The following is a 15,892-nucleotide window of genomic DNA, read 5'->3' on the forward strand; positions in this document are numbered from 1 at the left end:
CTTGTGCTTGAGTCGGATAAATAGGTTTTTTGGTTGAATCAGGTATCCCCTGGAGCAAGCGCTGGCTTGTGTCCTCAAAAGCCCTCATCAGGACGCTGATGAGCGGGAGGCCCACTAAAAACGGGCTGTTGTGGCCAATCATGCCGCCCCTTTCGTGTGCTGACCAGTAGGTGAAATGTCTATTTACACAACTTTACAAGCCTGTAAGCCGTTCAATTGAGAGCCTTCTGTACGTTTTTTGTGCAGAAAAGGCAGGTTGATGGTGCTCCCGCTAGCATCAGAATGACGTGCTAGCCCGAAGGTTCAAAAAACCTCATTTTTGGCCAAATTATGAAATTTCGCGCTCATATCTCTTTCTTTAAGCCAAATTTTCGGCATTTTCACGAATTTACAGGTTGGTCGCTTTCCCCGTTTCGCTAAAAGCACGGCTTCATGATCAGTATTGATCCAGATTTTGTTAATTTTCTTTCGTAGCATTATTTTGATTTTTTTGTCATTTGTGGTTTAAGATTGCCGCGTTTTCCATATCTTCAGGATCATGCCTGCAGAGTAGTATCATGAGCTCAGGCTCAAAGCATCGGTGTAAGCCATCGCCTACCGGGTGCAGCGAGCTCAATTCAAGGACGACGGAGCATTCCAAGGGGAATTCGTCGCGAACGATTTAGATCAACCGTCCGCAACTCGATTCAGGTAGGTATTCTCAATGGCTCAGATGCCGTTTTCACCGTGCAGCGATGCAAACGCCTGCACCGACCAGTCAGTCGAGATGCTTGGCAGGATCTTTGGCCCGGTAATCGATGCCCTGGTCAAAGGCACCGACCCCAACGCTGTGCAGGCAAGCGCCAATATCCTCGCGACGATGTTCGGCTTCTTCAACAGCGGGATCCTCATCATCGGTTCGCTGATCGTTTCCTACGTTGCCGTAATGGGTGTCACCAACACGGCCAACGACGGGGAGGCGATGGGCAAGAACTGGTCCTCGCTGTGGACGCCGGTACGGATCGTGGCGGGCGGCGCAGTGTTGCTGCCCACAACAAGCGGCTTCTCTTTCATACAGCTCATTGTGTTGATGTTTTCCCTGTGGGGCGTCGGCTTTGCCAATGGCACCTACAAAGCAGGCATGGCCATGGGCGTGCTGTCGCCGAACGGCATCGTCGAAGGGGTTAACTCACCTGGCAATTTCTACGGCTTGCGCGATTTCGCCCGCAGCTACCTGGCGGCGTCGTATTGTGCCAAGGCGGCCAACTCGATCTATGGCAACAACCCGGCATCCGGTGCGGTTCCCGAAGTAAGGGCGAACAACACGCAGGACAAGCTCAACACGGTAAATGGCCGCACGGAATACGTCTTCGAAATCAAGGACCGCAACGCCGATACAAACCTGGCCGGTGGGGCGGCTTTCTGTGGCACCGTTAAGGTGGCGGTGTATTCGGCACAGACCCAGACGGAGGCGATGGCCAGGGCTCTGGAATCGCTGCGGGTGAATGTGCAGGGCAAGAAGCGCGAAGCGGCCATGGGCATGATGACCCAGCTGGACACCTGGGTGAGAAGCTGGCCTGCGACGATCAACGACGCTGGCTGGGATGCGGTCGACTCCGACCAGTTCAATACCATCGTGAACGCGGCGGAGCAGAAGGTGGCCACGCAACTGTTCGCCCAGGTGAGCAGTGATCAGGGCGATGTCGACAATGGCCTCAAGGACTTCCTCGGCACGCTGACCGATGATGGCTGGTCGGCGGCTGGCGGATGGTTCCAGCGCGTGGGTATGGTCCGAGGCCAGATTGCCGGGGTGCTGTCCGAGCCGGTCGGTTCGGTCAGTGCGCCTTCTCTCGGTGCACTGCCTGCCGATGCCCGGGCCTCTCTGCTGACGCACAGCGTGACCACGGTCACCGAGGCAATCGACAAGAAGTCAGAAGAGAAGCCAGGGTACAAGCAATCGACCACGGCCAAGCCTGAGGATATTGCCAGCCTCATTCCCAAGGACCCCAACAGCGATATCAACGTCGGGTCCTTGAAAGCTGACATGGACTCCAAGATGTCTTCGTACGTCAACAGTGTCATGTTGAACGTGGTGGAGATTGCCACGGGTGCGGGCAGCAACGGGCAGACACCCCTGTGCGGAACGGCCGGGCAGATGGGGGGCTCGCTCAATCGCATGAAGTGTGTGGGCGATTACCTGACCGTTGCGCGTGCCGGCATTCTTGTGGCCGATGTAGCCATCAAGACTGCCGGGACAGCGATTCGGGTGATTGCCGGCGCGCTTTCCTCGGTCAAGGGCTTGGGCAACGGCCTTGATCTGGACAAGGTTGTGACCCCGCTCTGGGACTGGGTAATGACCGTGCCGGTCAAGCAGCTCGCCCTGATGGCCTCGTACATCGAGCCTCTGGCGTTCTACTTTGCGGTCTTTCTTCCAAGCCTGCCGTACACGCTGTTCATGATCGTCTTTGTTGGCTGGGTGCTGGCCGTGCTGCAGTCGATCATTGCTGCGCCGCTGTGGGCGGTCATGCACATGACACCGGATCGAACGTTCGTAGGCTCCCAGACCCAGGGTTACCTGCTTCTGCTTTCGCTGTTCGCCCGCCCTGCGCTGGCTGTTCTGGGGCTGTTTGCCGCGGTGCTGGTGTCAGACCCGGTGATCGACTATATCGCCCAGGGCTTTTTTGCCATGCGGGGGGCTGTGGTGTCTTCTTCAGGTGGTGTAGGTGCCATCTCCGAGTTCCTGACCTTTGCCTGGTGGTTCATGGTGTTCGGGCTGACGTTGTTGCCCGTGTTGTACATGATCTTCGGCTTGCCGCAGACATTGCCTGACCAGGTATTGCGCTGGATCGGTGCAGGCATTGGCGACCTGGGTGAGACCAATGCTGTCGGCCAGATGCGGGGCGGTATGGCTTCTGTAGGCGCAGGCATTCAGGGTTCGGGTTCTGGCATGCGCCTCGGTAATGACAAAGGCAAGCTGCCACCGCCCGATGGCTCTTCGCCTGGCGGCGGGCCCAGAGGTGGCGGGCCTCGAGGCGGGGCGGGTGGCGCAACACCTCTGCTTAATGCCAACGGCCAGGGCGCCGGTGGGGCAGCTGCCCGGGATTCAGGCGCACAGGCTTCGGCCGAGTCGGGTGACACCCGAAGCCTTGGCGAAAAGCGCTCCGAGGCTGCTGGTGTCGCGCTGGGGCGGGCAATCACGGGCGGCACTGCTGCAACTGCCAGGTCGCTGCGCAGCGCGGGGAGCGCCGCGCTATCGGCAGGGCGTTCGGGGGTGGAATCCTTCCAAAGCTCGGGCTCTGGTTCGATGGGCGGGCGGCTGCGTGACGGCGTCAGGGCCGGCGCGCTGACTGCCGGTGCGGGCCTGGCTTCCACGGCCAGCGCTGCTGGGGCTGACTATAAGCAAGCCTTCTCGACTGCCAAGGCAGAAGGCAAGGCGGCGTACCACGAAGGTGCGCCAGCCCGGGTTCAGGCATTCAAGGACTCGCTCAAGGGTGGTTCGGCACCGGCCGGGAGTGATGCGGGCCAGGATCAGGCCGCTTCGGCTGATGCTGCTCCTGAAACTGCCGGCTCCCGGGGGCAGCAGTTCAATGACGCTGGGCTTCCTGCCGGGGCTGGTTCGGCTAACGCCAAAGACGACGATGAAGAGGGTCGATGAGCGGCAAAGTGCCGCTCTTGTTTTGGCATTTCGTGGGTGCAATGACGGTCCGTCGGCTGCCTGCGGGGGTGGGAATTTTTCAAACCTTCGGTTGTCTTGGACGATGACGCGCAATCGTGTGCGCACCTTGATACGCGACTCGGATCGCTTGGCGGAGACATCGCATGGATGAGAATCAACTGGAAGACCAGCTTCGACGGCTTCTTACCGGGTTGGCTGACCAGGCCATCGTGCGCGGTGAGCAGTTCATCTATGACGGCGGGGAACTGTACGCTGATGATGTAGCGGACATCGGGCTGGTCTCGGTGCTGTGCATTGCGCAGGCGTTGTCCGAGCGGGCCGGGTTGGGTGGGTTTGGTTATGAATTCCAGTTGGCTGCACCGGCCAATCCGGTGTTCCCTATTCACGCCACTGCGCCGGAGGTGCTGCCCGACTTTTTCAGGGTGGCGCCTTTTGTGTCGGCGGTTTTTCACAGTGAAGTGCTGAATGCCAGGCAGGACCTGACGCTGCTCTACCATGCGGCCGTGCTGCGATTGCAGTAAGTATCCGGAACGTGAAACAAGGCTGGCCGATTTTCTACCTGTAGCCCAAGGAAGTTTTTATGCACGACGAAGACAGTTCAAATGAAGGGAGTGGCCCAGCCGTCGAGCTGCCGCCTGGTGTGTTTCCGCCGATGGCGGGTTACACCATTGGAGATCTTCTGGCGGTAGCCAATGCCCCGTTCGAGGCATTGCTGGAAAGTCACGATATCGACCCTGGGCTGATTCGTGAAACGGTTATTGCGCTGGCCCAGCACTTGTACGCGGCATTCGAAAGAGAGGACGCCCAGTACCAGATTGCCACGTGGTATCAAAAGCCATATGACCAGCCTGGAAAGCGCCAGCGCAGTATCGAGATCATCGCCGAGCAATTCGGCGTCATCACGCTGAAGGCAACGGCCGAATCATTGAAGGGATCACCGTTGCTCGGCCTAGGCAAGCCGTTCTATCTGAGCCTTGTCGAGGCAGCCGGGCAGGCCATAAAGGCGCATATTCTGAAGTTGAATCAGGGCTGATGCGGCAGTTTGTTCATAGGGATATGAAGTGACTAATACAATTTATTTTAGTGTCTACATGGATGGCACCGATAACAACAAGGACAGGGACACGCCTCTCGGTAGCCATACCAATGTGGCCAGGCTTTATGAATACGACACCGCGCACGGCACCAACCTTTCCCTCAACTCCGGCGCTGCGCCCCGCAAGTATTGCCCTGGCGGCCTTACCGGCCAGTCGGAGAAAATTTACCTTGATGGGGTGGGGAGCCAGAAGGGTAATGCGCCTATCGCCTTGATCGAGCGGGGCACAGGGCGCGGCAGCCAGAACCGGATCGAGCAGGCTTATGATGCCTTCGTCACGTTCTGCAACAAGAACCCTGATCTGAATATTGAATTGAATGTGATCGGCTTCAGTCGCGGGGCGGCGCAGGCCCGTGCTTTTACCAACGAGGTGATCGACCGTGGTGTGCCCCGACTCGACAGCCAATGGAAAGCCACCGACGATTACCTGATCCCGCCTGGTGAGGCGCAAATCAACAAGCTTGCCATTTTTGACACGGTTGCCTCCTACGGTATTCCCATTACTGAAAGCCACGTCAGGAAAAACCTGGAGATTAGTAACAACGTCAAGTCCACCACGCATTTGGTGGCCATGCATGAATACCGTGCGACATTTCCCTTGACCAGCGCGCTGCGCAATGACGACAACTCGCGCATCGAAGAGGTCAAGTTTGCAGGGGCCCATTCGCAGGTTGGGGGTGGCTACCGTAATGACTTGCTGGCAGCTGGCCCGCTTGCGTTCATGTATGACCGCTTGAAGTCAGCAGGCGTGGAACTGGTGAATTTTCCGGCCAAAGAGCTTGAGCGTATCGAGCAATATAATGCGTTGATCAAACAGCCCGAGCGGTTGCAGGAGGCTTTGATTGATTCCCGGTTGCTCAAGGGTAATGAAGCGTTCAAGCGGGAAGCGGATGGGTCTTACACCCGCATCAATAACCGGCCGTTTCCTGCTGAGAGCGGCACATTGAATTTTATTGGGTGGGAAAGCACGTCCGGGTTTATGGCATGGCAACGAAAACCCTTCGACCATCCAGTGAGCGGTCGTAAAGTCATTTTCGAAAATGATCGCTCGCTCGCTGCACCTCTCATCCAGCAAATAGGCAGGCATGTGGGGCAGACGCTGGCTGGGTGGAACGGCAAGGTCAGCAACGATTCAGCCGTGCCGGATAACCCTTCAGAAAACATGGCTGGTGCCATGGAGCTGATCGATGACGACTTCGATGCCAATGCCGCCGAGCCGCGCAAGCAATTGGCAGAGCTCTCGTCATTGCTCGCGGGCTCAAAGCCGGAGGCCGAACATATCCAGCGCCTGGCCCTGAAGGAAGTGCCTCTTCCCGGCGCGAGCGTGTCGGCGAAGTATGCAGTGATTCGGGTCGATCCCGAGGGTTCTTCTGCCTTTGCTGACCTGGGCTTTGGCTACGAGGCCGCCCGCATTGTTGCCGATGCCGGTGAGTTGACCCGCAATCGAGGGCCGCTGAATATCAATGACCCGATCGCGCTCCACGATACCAATGGCAATAGGGTGGGCAGCCTGGAGGCTGTGCGTGAGGCGCCGGCATTTGCGGGAGAGCGCGGCATCCTGATCGCAATAGACATGCAGCATGTGGCGCCAGGTGCACAGGCGGGGGTCATTCGCGAGGGCCTCACTCAGGTTGCGCAATGGATCGCTGAACGGCCGGAAGGCAGCTTGAAAGACGAATACGAAATTGCCGGGGCGGATGGCAGGCCACGGGTTCGTGCCATGGTTGACTGCCCTGTTGTGCCCGAGCAGCAGCGAACCGTTGCCTGGGAGGCCCCAGCGCCCTGAGTGAGCCAATGCTGTTACACATACGGGCGATGGCACACACTGCAGTAACGCTTTTTGCAACCTGCTTGCTTAGAATGCACCTGTTGCCGGCGATGGTCGGCCAGTCAATCGGTAAGGGTTAGAACATGAAAATCCACAAATACCAGCCAGGCAGCTTCATCGAGGTCGATGACATGGCGGGTGGTCGCCGTGTGGGCATGGTCTGCAAGGACGGCGTGACATTTTGGGATTTGCTCGATTCCGAGCGCTGCACGCCACTGACGATTCATCCTTCAATGAATCCGCAAGAGCTGGGCAACCTGGTGCAGTTCAGCCGGGGCAAGGGGTTGGGTAAAGCGACCCAGGCACTGGTCGGCCACATGCAGGCGGCGGATGACCAGCGCCTGAGCGGCGACCCGCTTTTCGTCATGCGTGCGCTGTGGTTCGTGGCCAAGAAGGCGAGCGGTGAGGACTATGTTCCTGATGCCGGAACACTGCGATGGGCCTGCGAGCAGGCCCAGGCGCAGACGCAATCGGCGGAGCGTGTCCACCAGCTGGCAGACCAGTACTGCTCCGCTTAGCCCGGAATGAAACTGCCCCTGCAGGGGCCGATCAGTCTGGGCTCGGTGCTTGCGGAGTTGCCTGCTTGGCCATCTGGTGCTCATGCAGGGCGGCATAGCCGTCCACCGTGGCGCGCAGGGTGTTCAAGGCCTGGCTGGAGATGGCGCCTGGGCTGTGCCGGGCCAGCGCATCGTAAACGCTGTGGGCATCTAGTCGGTGCACGCCAAAGGCTTCATCCATTGTCGCTTGCTCGACGCTTTGCCAATTCACCGCGGTCGGCAACTCGTCACGAAGGCTGGCTGCTGCGTGCTTGCCGAACAAGTGCGCCGCGCCGGCCCTAGCTTCCAGTTCGGGCAGGGCTTGTATGCGGCTGCGTATTTCATCCTGGCGGGCGCGACGCTCGACTGTGGCGTCGGGAGAGGCCAGCGCCATCAGTAGTTCGCCCACATTGGTAAAGCCTTCACTCTCGAAGATCTCTGCGACCTTGCGTGAGCGTGCTTCATCTCTGGGCAGGAAGATGGCTACGCCATTGTCATAAGGCTGCGGCAGGTCGCCCCAGTAGTGGGTGGCCTTGAAGTCGCGCATGGCATCGAGACCTTCAGCAAAGAACACGTCCTTGGTGACGGCGTAGATGGCGTAGTCATCGTTCAGCTGGGCAGCGGCTTCGGCATCGAGGCCGTTACGGACGAGGCGGCCTTGCAGCGCAACAGTTTGCTGCAACTGCCTGGCGATATGCTGGGCGGCGACGAAATGATGCGAGCCACCGCTGTTGGCCAGGTACAGTCCGTCATCCCAGTCGTACTGGACCAGGAAGTCGCTGGTGCCATGAACAATGCCGATCTCGGGCCAGCGCAGGTTTTGCGCAAGCCCTTCCTGGCTCACATCCCGGATCAACGCCTGGCAGGCCTGTTCCGCCATCTGCTGCATGGAGTAGAAACGATACAGGTCGGACTTGGAGGCCGACAGGCCCGTCACGTCAGCTATGTCACAGGTGAAGTGGGCCGTGGTTTCGCTGCTGCCCAGTCGGGCGAGTGCCGGGATATGCCGGTGTTCGCTCTGGTAGTGGCCGTCGCTGGCGCGCCAGCCCCTGACCTCACCGTTCTTTTCGCTGCCTTGGCTGAAGCCGATATGGTTCGACCACTCATGCCAGCGCACCACGCTCGAGGAGGCGATGACGGCGGCGGTGTCATCCACCCGCATTCGAATGTTCGGCGCCTGCGCGATGACCCGGCGCAGCCGGGCGGGGATGCCCATGTCGTCCTTGACCGTTTCCAGAAACTTGGCAGCCAGTGTTCTGAAGCTCATGGCGTGACTCCATTCAACGCAGGGTGATTGGCACTTACTGGGTGACGCGCTGCACTGCGTCCGCTGCCTCGCGCGCTTTGCGTTTGAGGGTTTTCACCACCGTGCGTACATCGTACGAACAGCTGATGTAGGTATCGCTGCCATCTGCATAAAGCCACAGGTCATGGTTGCCGACTTCTTTCTTGTAGTCGCCAACCTCGTCCTTGGGAATGTCGGCCAGCTTGGCGACCGTCTGGATGCTTTCGCCGCTGAATGCGCCGCCGTAGGCGTTGAAGTCGCCTTCGCCATTGGAACCAGGGTGCAGCGACAGCCGGGTGACGGGACGGCCGTACACGTCCAGCGGGTTTGGAACGGTGAATTCACCGTCGGACAGGTCCGATGCCTGGACGATGGCTTTACCGTTCGCGGCCTTGATCAAGGCTTCGAACTGCTCGGGCGATACATTGCGTTTGCAAGTGAGCGCCTGGGTCAGGCGGGCACTGGCTTCTGACGGGTCGATTTTTTCTGCGTAGGCCGAGGTGCAGGCGAGCGAAACCAAAAGCGGCAGGGCGAGTTGCAGGGGGTTCATGCGTCAGATCCTTCTGGATGACAAAATGCTATCAATTTTAGTTGTCAGAAAAATGTTTTTTGCATAGGGCGAGTGTGCGCTACGCCTTGCCCAGGGTCAAGCGATCAGCTGCTCATGAGCAGGATTCAAACCTTGACGGGGCAAGGCCTCAAATTCATACTCGCTATCCATATCAACATTTTTCTAACAGGCCATTTTGATAATTGACAGGACGTCGAGCAGTGGCTGACGCACTTCGCTGTCAGTTGTTGCGGCGTTTGCGCTGGGCCTTACCGTTCAGCTGGCCCTTACAAGGAGTTTCCTGGCATGTCCTACCCATTACCTCCACTTGCCGTGGAGTCGGGCCTGAGGGTGGTGGGCGATCGCCGCGCAGCCTTGTGGCTGTTGTCGGTGCCTTTGCTGGCGGCGCTTGTCGCTTTTGCCATCGCGGTCATTGCAACCCTGATGGGTGAAATGGCGCAAGGATCACCACGTTTCTACGCCGCCGCGCTGTCCTTTTCGACCTTGCTGCTAAGCGTGATGCTGCTGCCTGCGTACCTGTTGAGTCTGGGCTGGTACGCATGGTGGACGCGCGAAGGTGACCATCATCGTCTGCGCCTGGGCCTGTGGCTCGCGCCGCTGGTAGCGGTGTTGTTCGCATGGTTCCCGGCCACGCTGGTTCCTGGGCTGCAGCCGCTTGGCCAGGATGCTATCGACCCGCTGCGAACCTATTTGCTCGCAGGCATGCTCACCCTGTTGCTGGGCTATGCCTGGTCCGTCATCGTTTTCGTGATCCTGCGGTACTGGAGAGATGTATGAACACCGTGCTTGCCACCCCACGCAGCGTGCTGCCGCTTGTTCTGGCCGTCATGTCGGCGGTAATGGTGCCCAGGGCTTTCGCAGGGTTCGAACTGGTAGAAAGCCCCGCGGCGCCGGTCCCTTATGCCGCACCTTCTGCCCAGGGGCAGGACACGGCGCACATGCAGCAGACCATCAACGCCTTGAATGTCGAGATCCAGAGCCTGCGGGTTCGTCTGGCGGCTGCAGAGGCCGATGCCAATGCTAGCCGCCAGGAGCTGCTGGCAATTCGTGCGCGGCAGGACCACATCCAGTCCTCGATCAACCACATGACCCTGAATTTCGCCTTCGGCCACTCACGGTTCAGCCCCAGTGCCGATGATGGCGACGTCCTGGTGCGCTCCGCGCAAGACGCACTGCAGGTGAAGATCGTGGGTTTCACCGACGGTGTTGGCACGGTAGAGGCGAACCGCCGTGTGGCCTTGCTCAGGGCCCAGGCTGCGAAGATGTACCTGGTTCGCCGGGGGGTGGCAGCGTCGAAGATCAGTGCCGAAGGGCAAGTGGGCGATTACATTGCCCCGAACGACACTGCAGATGGCCGCGCCGCCAACCGCCGGGTTGAATTCGAGTTTTTCGGCCAGTATCAGGCAAGCACGCCCGTCAATCGTTAACGGCCAGGGCCATGCCGATGGGTCAGGCCTGTAGGCGCTGGTTGTCCAGGAACAACCGCGCCTCGGCGGCCGCGGCGATGGTGGCGTCGGCTGGCGCCTCCCAGGCTACCCCGTTGTAGCGCAAGCTGTAGCTTTCGCGGCAGGAGTGAAAGCCGATATGGGCCCAGTCAATGCTTTCACTGCCAGCCCATTCACCCAGAATCTCCGACCTTGCTGCGCCAGCCGCCCGGCGCTTTTCGATCTGCCCGACCACATCGGCGAACAGCCGCAGGTTTTCAAGGTCGATGCTGACCGAGGCAGGGCCAATGTTCAGCACGCCGCCGACATTGCCGGGCGCGGGTTGAAATGCACAGTGAAACTGATGGGTCATTGCTACATCCTTGAAGTTTGGGCTGCAAACATACAAAACACGAACGACTGCCGGTTGGACCTTTCAGCAGGTTGAAGTTCAGTCTAGCCGAGCCGGTGCGAGGGAGTTGGACCATGTATACGCTGTATGAACTCGAGGCTTTTGTGGCGCAGGCCATCAGTGGCGATATCTTTGCGCAGGCAGGGGGTGGCTTCGTCAGCGTTATGGCCAAAAGCTCGCCTGCCATCCAGAAGGACATTCCCGCGGCTTTCGAGATGTACACGCTGCTGGAGCATTACCTGAAATCACTGCCCGTTCGGCACGCGGCAATCGGCTACGGCGCAAAAATGCTCGACCTTGAGCCGGGCATCGTGGTTGATGACGACGGGCGCAAGGTGATCGCACTGCTGCCGATTCAGGCCAACCAATTGGCGCAAGTGGCCTTCTGGCTGGCCGATGCGTTGCCCAGCCAGGAGGTGAAGGCGATGCCCGGGACGCTTGCGTTGATGTTCAGCGTTGAAACCCATGAAGGCACGGAACACTTGCTGCCGGAATGGATGGCCGTATTTTATGTCCAAGGCGATGCAAGGCATTGTGTGCCGATTCTCGCGCTCAAGTCTGTGCTGGAGGACGAGCGTTTCGGGGGTGACTGGGTAGCGGTTGCCTTGCATCGGCTGACTGATTTTTCTTTGCCTCAGGCGGATGCCCAGCAGGCCGCCGGGGCTGAAGTACACACGACAAAGTAGCCCTGATTCGCCCCCTTTCGCGGGCAATGGGCTGACCGATTCACCCTGAAGCTGATGTCGGCAGCGCGTGTGCCGGCGATATGCAGATGCCTGGAGGCAGCAATGGACCATAACTGGGGGGCAGGGCGGCGCAGTGGCGGCCTGGATGGCGGGTATACCGGGTCGCTTGATCATGCAATCTCCAACCTTCATGTCGGCCGCAGCCAAGGCCGCAAGCAAGGCCTTGAGGAGGGCCACAAGGAGGGCTTTGAAGAGGGGTACTCGCAAGGCTGGTATGCCGGGGCGGCACGTGCCAACGAAAAACTGGAGCCGCTGCGTGACTATGTTCGCCAGTACTTCGACGAAGCCGTGCAACTGCGGGCCGAAGTAGAGCGCCAGCGTGAACTGATCAAGCTGATGCACGGGCAGATGCTGCAGTTTGCACAGGCCAGGCGCGCCGGGGCGCAGGAGGGCGGACCGGAAGCAGGGCTGGCCGAAGAGGTTGCCGCGCTCAAGAAAGCCAATCGGCTATTGCATGCAACCATCGATTCGATGGAAACGCAGTTCCAGTCCACGTTTGCGCAGTCCGGCCTGAAGACGCAGCAATACAATCGAACCCTGGTGTTCGCGCATGCGGCGCAGGCGCTTGTGGCTGAGCTGGTTGCCGATGGCACGCCTGAGGCTCAGCTGGTACGTGAGCGATTCGTGGAGCACTACCGGCAAGAAGTTGCGCATAGCCTGCGTGAAGGCGATATCCAGATAGCCCCGGAGCTCGATGAGGCGTTTCAGAAACAGCTGCCCGAAACGCATCGGTTCATCATCGACATGCTGCAATCGGTTGCACCCCGGCCAGAAGCGGGTGAACCTGACCCAATGCCGTAGGCGCCGGGCCAGGGCAGCTGCCTGTCGCAAGGGGTACCGAGGGGCTATTGAGCAGGCTGGTCGATTGCGGGTGGCGGCGCAGGCTGAGGCGCGTAGGGCGACTCGTGGCCTGGGTTGGCGGGGGCATCATCCGGCGTGCCCTGGCTGTCGATGGGTACGCATACCAACGCCGTGCGTACCTGCGCAGGGTATTGCTGCACTTCGTAGCCGTATGCCGGCGGCTGTCGCATTTCCGGGGCCTGGCAGGTGCCTTCGATCACGCCCTGGCGAGGGGTGGAGAAGTCACAGCTTTCGCCTTCGTAGCGATTGGCGCACGAACGGTAAGCGGCCACCGGCGTGACCTGCTTCGGCACAGGCACGTAGATGGTGGTGTTGCGCGGTAGCTCCTGCCACTGCTCCTCACGGGGCGCGGGGGCGTCCTGCGCCAGGGTGGCATTCGCCATGGCCAGCGCGCCGAGCGCCAGCACTATCGTCATGCTTGCTTTCACCGAGCCCCTCCAGCCGTCACATGCCGGGTTCATAATCCGAACCACTGCGGTTTCTGGGCGCAGGTTCGCTGTGGTCCAGGCCTGCGTCCACTTCCACGCCGCGCTCTTTCATCTCGCTGATCATGTATTCATAGCCGATCGTGAAGTGGGCCAGGTCGTAGCCAGGGTCGGCCTGCTTGATCTTCGAGGTCAACTGGACGATTTCCAGTTTCACCGGGTCCGGGGTTTCGTCGGTGTCCCAGTTGCCCGAGTTGTTTTCCAGGTTGTTCAAGTGGAAGGCCTGGCTGAAAGCCTTGCCATTCACCGTGATTTCCTTCGCCAGCTTCTCGTACAGGTTTTTGCCACCCAGGCCCTCTTCCAGGCTGGCGTCAACCACCCGCAAGAAGTCCAGATGGGCCTCTGGCGTGGCGGTGACTTCTTTCCAGTTGCTGTACTCTTTCATTCCGTTCTCCTTGCTTGGATGAATGCCTGCGCCCTCATGGCTCCCGTTCGGCATTGGCTGGGGGGTGAGCGTGTACGCGTGTCTGGCCTCAGGGAGTGAAACCGTTGTCTTGCGATGAGCCTGAAGGCTTGCCGCGGACCAGGCTGACGATGCCCTGCACCATTTCCTTCAGGCGCTCGAAAATGCGCTGCATGGCGTCTTGCAAACGCTCCAGGTGCGATTGCGATTCGCCTGCGAATGCGGGGGTGTTGCCTGCATTGTGGTGCATGCTCTCGCTGGAGTTTTCCAGCCGGTTCTTGAGCTTGTCGTAATGCGGGCTGCCTTCGGTCTCGGGGTTCAGCAGCTCTTCCTGGGCGCGGCCGTACTGCCTGGCCCAGCCGGTGAGTGCCTTGTCCATGGCCTTCTTGCTGGCCTGTGCGTCCGGTGACTGCCCTACGGCTTCGACGAATGCCTCGTGCAAGTCGGTGAATTCACCGTCGGGTTTCATCTTCTCGACCACTTCGGGCACGGTAAGGCCGGTTTGTACGGCGCGTGCTTCGATCTGTTCACGAACCTGGGGCAGTTCGCCCGCGTTCCAGAAAGCCTGATGAGCCTTCTCGTAATTGCTGGCGGCTTTCTCGACCTGATCCACCCGGTATTCGGACAGGCGGGGCAATACCTGCACCCGGCCAGCCAGCTCTTCAGCAAACGCAGACTCACCCGCAGCGGCAGGTTGTTCCTGCGTTGCCGGCTGCGCCGCAGCGGCCTCTTCAGGCTGCTTGCTCGTGCCTGCACGCAAGGTACTGGCCAGCGCGCTGGCACCCTTGCCCAGGCCTTGCATGGCTGCACCCGTCAGCGAAGCCACGCCACCCACGAGCTCGGCACTGCCATGCAGCAGCGTTTCGGCAGCGTTGCGCTCTCGCGCCTGCGGGTTGGGCGCGTCTGCAGCATTGGCGGTATCCGACTCGTGGAGGGTGGCGTTGATGCGTCGCACTTCTTCCGGGTCGAGCGAAGCGCCTTCGGGCTTCAATTCGCCGGCAACCTTCATGATGGCGTCAAACACGCTTGCGTCGAAGTCTGGGCTGCCTTGTGCCTGGCTGGCGTGTGGGGGTTGGCCAGCGCTCATCCCACCGGCTTCGACCTTGTAAGCCGGCAGTGCAGTTGCATCGATCGAGCGCGCTACCCAGGCGTCGCCCTGGTAGTCCATCAATACAGGTTCGCCGCGCTGCGCCGTTGTGTCGTGCATGGCCTGTTCAAGCCCTGCCCCCCACAGCGTCTGGCTGCCGTCGGGTGTTTCCAGGGTGACGTAGTAACTGCTCTGGTTTGTAGGGTCATGTTTGTAGGGCGCTGCGCCATGATGGACCAAGATGCCTGCATAACTCCGCCCTGGCTGGGCGGGTTGCCCGGCCGCAGAATCAGCGACGGCTTGATCAGGCTTGTCGAGTTCTTTGGGTTCCATCTGTGTTTACCTTTCGTGGGCGCCGCATTATTCAATGGATCTGGACACAGCTCCTTTCTGAGCACGCTGGTGCGCCCATTCGGTCTGTGCCCTTTGACCTGCCAATTTCTGCGACGCGTAAACGGCAAGCAATGCTTCAACTTTTTCCTTTTTGCGATAAATCGCTTCCGACAAGTAGTTGCTGACACCTATCGCCCGGTTGTAGTCAACCCATAGCGCGCGGCTGGAAACATGGGTGATGCTGTTGTTCCACTCGGCATCGCTGAACCGTCGGGAGGCTTCGGTCATCATCATTTCCGAAACCGACATGGTGTCGTAACCACCGATGGGTGGCGTCGGCAAGGCACCATAGCCATCGGCGTCGGACAAGTACATCGGTGGCGTCTTGCCGTCAGCCTCTGCCAGCGCCGCATCGGCATTGGCCGCTGCCACTTGCACGGGCTCGGCTGTGGAGTCTGGCGCAACGCCGCCTGAAGGTACATTGCCGAACAGGATCTCGTGCTGTGCCTTGGTATCCTTGCCCAGGATGCGCTGATGCTCCGGGTGACCATCCTGAATGGGGTAAGTTTGGCAGAAATAGGGTGCCGGGTCAGTCTTCCAGCCAATGCCGTCCTGACGCTTGAACACCGGTGGCAGCTGCGCGGGGTTGAATGGCCCGCGCTGTGCGTTTTCGGTGAATGCCTTGGCCCTGGCGGCGTCTTTGGTGGAGGTGCCGTAGGTGAAGTGCAAATGCTTGGTCATCGAGCTGCTGGGGGTATTGCCCGAAAGGCCCAGCTGCTGCCCGGGTTTGACCTGGGCCTTGCGCTTTACGCCGTTGGCAAAGCCGCTAAGGTGGTAGTAGGCGACGATGTCGCCGTTGGCCCGCTTGATCAGCACGGCGTTACCCGCAGAACCTAGCGCCCCGGCGAAGGTGATTTCGCCCTCGGTGGTGGCATAGACCGGTTGCGACGCGCCACTGGTGGAAAAGTCCAGGCCGTCGTGCATGTGCGCTTTCTGGTTGGCCGAGCCAAAGTTGCCCGAGCCACCACCACGGAATTTGCCGAAACGACCAGAAACAACTTCCTTGTCGGTTGGCGATACCATGCAGGTGTCTGCAACGGCACTGTGGGCGCAGGCCAGCACGCCCAATGTCACAACGCCGCGCAAGATCGTTTTTTTCATCCCTTGCGC

The 15,892-nt window shown here is 59.9% G+C and carries 16 protein-coding genes; 9 read left to right on the forward strand and 7 right to left on the reverse strand.

Annotation, left to right across the window (positions count from 1 at the left end):
- Window positions 1-703: 703 nt before the first annotated feature.
- The 5 genes from AC07XM_RS14295 to AC07XM_RS14315 all read left to right on the forward strand — a co-directional run bounded on the left by AC07XM_RS14295 (window position 704) and on the right by AC07XM_RS14315 (window position 7,097).
- Window positions 704-3,634, forward strand: a complete 2,931-nt coding sequence (locus AC07XM_RS14295; RefSeq protein WP_060518521.1) for a DotA/TraY family protein — start codon at window positions 704-706, stop codon at window positions 3,632-3,634.
- Window positions 3,635-3,798: 164 nt separating this feature from the next.
- Window positions 3,799-4,176 (forward strand): hypothetical protein, encoded by a 378-nt coding sequence (locus AC07XM_RS14300; protein ID WP_016489282.1) that lies wholly within the window; start codon window positions 3,799-3,801, stop codon window positions 4,174-4,176.
- Between the two features lie 59 nt (window positions 4,177-4,235).
- Window positions 4,236-4,688, forward strand: a complete 453-nt coding sequence (locus AC07XM_RS14305; protein WP_023047575.1) for a hypothetical protein — start codon at window positions 4,236-4,238, stop codon at window positions 4,686-4,688.
- 28 nt (window positions 4,689-4,716) lie between these two features.
- The gene (locus tag AC07XM_RS14310; protein ID WP_256596935.1) at window positions 4,717-6,537 is read left to right on the forward strand and encodes a phospholipase effector Tle1 domain-containing protein; all 1,821 of its coding nucleotides are present in this window, start codon (window positions 4,717-4,719) and stop codon (window positions 6,535-6,537) included.
- Between the two features lie 125 nt (window positions 6,538-6,662).
- Window positions 6,663-7,097 carry a hypothetical protein gene (locus AC07XM_RS14315; protein WP_102689274.1) on the forward strand — a complete coding sequence of 145 codons (435 nt, stop codon included), beginning with the start codon at window positions 6,663-6,665 and terminating at the stop codon, window positions 7,095-7,097.
- A gap of 31 nt (window positions 7,098-7,128) precedes the next feature.
- Here the strand turns inward: AC07XM_RS14315 and AC07XM_RS14320 are convergent, their stop codons facing one another.
- Window positions 7,129-8,382 (reverse strand): DUF6685 family protein, encoded by a 1,254-nt coding sequence (locus tag AC07XM_RS14320; protein ID WP_102689273.1) that lies wholly within the window; start codon window positions 8,380-8,382, stop codon window positions 7,129-7,131.
- A 34-nt stretch (window positions 8,383-8,416) separates the two neighbouring features.
- On the reverse strand, window positions 8,417-8,950 hold the full coding sequence (locus AC07XM_RS14325; protein WP_016489277.1) for a hypothetical protein: 534 nt from the start codon (window positions 8,948-8,950) through the stop codon (window positions 8,417-8,419).
- Window positions 8,951-9,256: 306 nt separating this feature from the next.
- On the opposite strand from AC07XM_RS14325, the gene AC07XM_RS14330 reads away from it, so the two are divergent.
- Window positions 9,257-9,748, forward strand: a complete 492-nt coding sequence (locus AC07XM_RS14330) for a hypothetical protein (protein WP_016489276.1) — start codon at window positions 9,257-9,259, stop codon at window positions 9,746-9,748.
- Window positions 9,745-10,398, forward strand: a complete 654-nt coding sequence (locus tag AC07XM_RS14335; protein WP_016489275.1) for an OmpA family protein — start codon at window positions 9,745-9,747, stop codon at window positions 10,396-10,398. The genes AC07XM_RS14330 and AC07XM_RS14335 overlap by 4 nt, the downstream gene beginning before the upstream one ends.
- Window positions 10,399-10,420: 22 nt before the next feature.
- On the opposite strand, the gene AC07XM_RS14340 is transcribed toward AC07XM_RS14335, so the two are convergent.
- Window positions 10,421-10,768, reverse strand: coding sequence for a hypothetical protein (locus AC07XM_RS14340; RefSeq protein WP_016489274.1), 348 nt, complete (start codon window positions 10,766-10,768; stop codon window positions 10,421-10,423).
- Between the two features lie 113 nt (window positions 10,769-10,881).
- Between AC07XM_RS14340 and AC07XM_RS14345 the strand changes: the two genes are divergently transcribed.
- Both AC07XM_RS14345 and AC07XM_RS14350 read left to right on the forward strand, forming a co-directional pair.
- The gene (locus tag AC07XM_RS14345; RefSeq protein ID WP_016489273.1) at window positions 10,882-11,493 is read left to right on the forward strand and encodes a hypothetical protein; all 612 of its coding nucleotides are present in this window, start codon (window positions 10,882-10,884) and stop codon (window positions 11,491-11,493) included.
- Window positions 11,494-11,595: 102 nt separating this feature from the next.
- Complete coding sequence (locus AC07XM_RS14350; RefSeq protein ID WP_016489272.1) at window positions 11,596-12,354, forward strand: FliH/SctL family protein; 759 nt, start codon at window positions 11,596-11,598, stop codon at window positions 12,352-12,354.
- A gap of 44 nt (window positions 12,355-12,398) precedes the next feature.
- On the opposite strand, the gene AC07XM_RS14355 is transcribed toward AC07XM_RS14350, so the two are convergent.
- The 4 genes from AC07XM_RS14355 to AC07XM_RS14370 form a co-directional block, all read right to left on the reverse strand.
- On the reverse strand, window positions 12,399-12,830 hold the full coding sequence (locus AC07XM_RS14355) for a hypothetical protein (protein ID WP_256596934.1): 432 nt from the start codon (window positions 12,828-12,830) through the stop codon (window positions 12,399-12,401).
- Window positions 12,831-12,858: 28 nt separating this feature from the next.
- Window positions 12,859-13,284, reverse strand: coding sequence for a hypothetical protein (locus AC07XM_RS14360; protein ID WP_016489270.1), 426 nt, complete (start codon window positions 13,282-13,284; stop codon window positions 12,859-12,861).
- Between the two features lie 88 nt (window positions 13,285-13,372).
- Window positions 13,373-14,722: a hypothetical protein gene (locus AC07XM_RS14365; protein ID WP_016489269.1), complete on the reverse strand. Its 1,350-nt coding sequence runs from the start codon at window positions 14,720-14,722 to the stop codon at window positions 13,373-13,375.
- Window positions 14,723-14,749: 27 nt separating this feature from the next.
- Window positions 14,750-15,883 (reverse strand): M23 family metallopeptidase, encoded by a 1,134-nt coding sequence (locus AC07XM_RS14370; RefSeq protein ID WP_095116520.1) that lies wholly within the window; start codon window positions 15,881-15,883, stop codon window positions 14,750-14,752.
- Window positions 15,884-15,892 lie beyond the last annotated feature (9 nt).

The organism is Pseudomonas sp. GW460-LB5 (assembly GCF_059423245.1).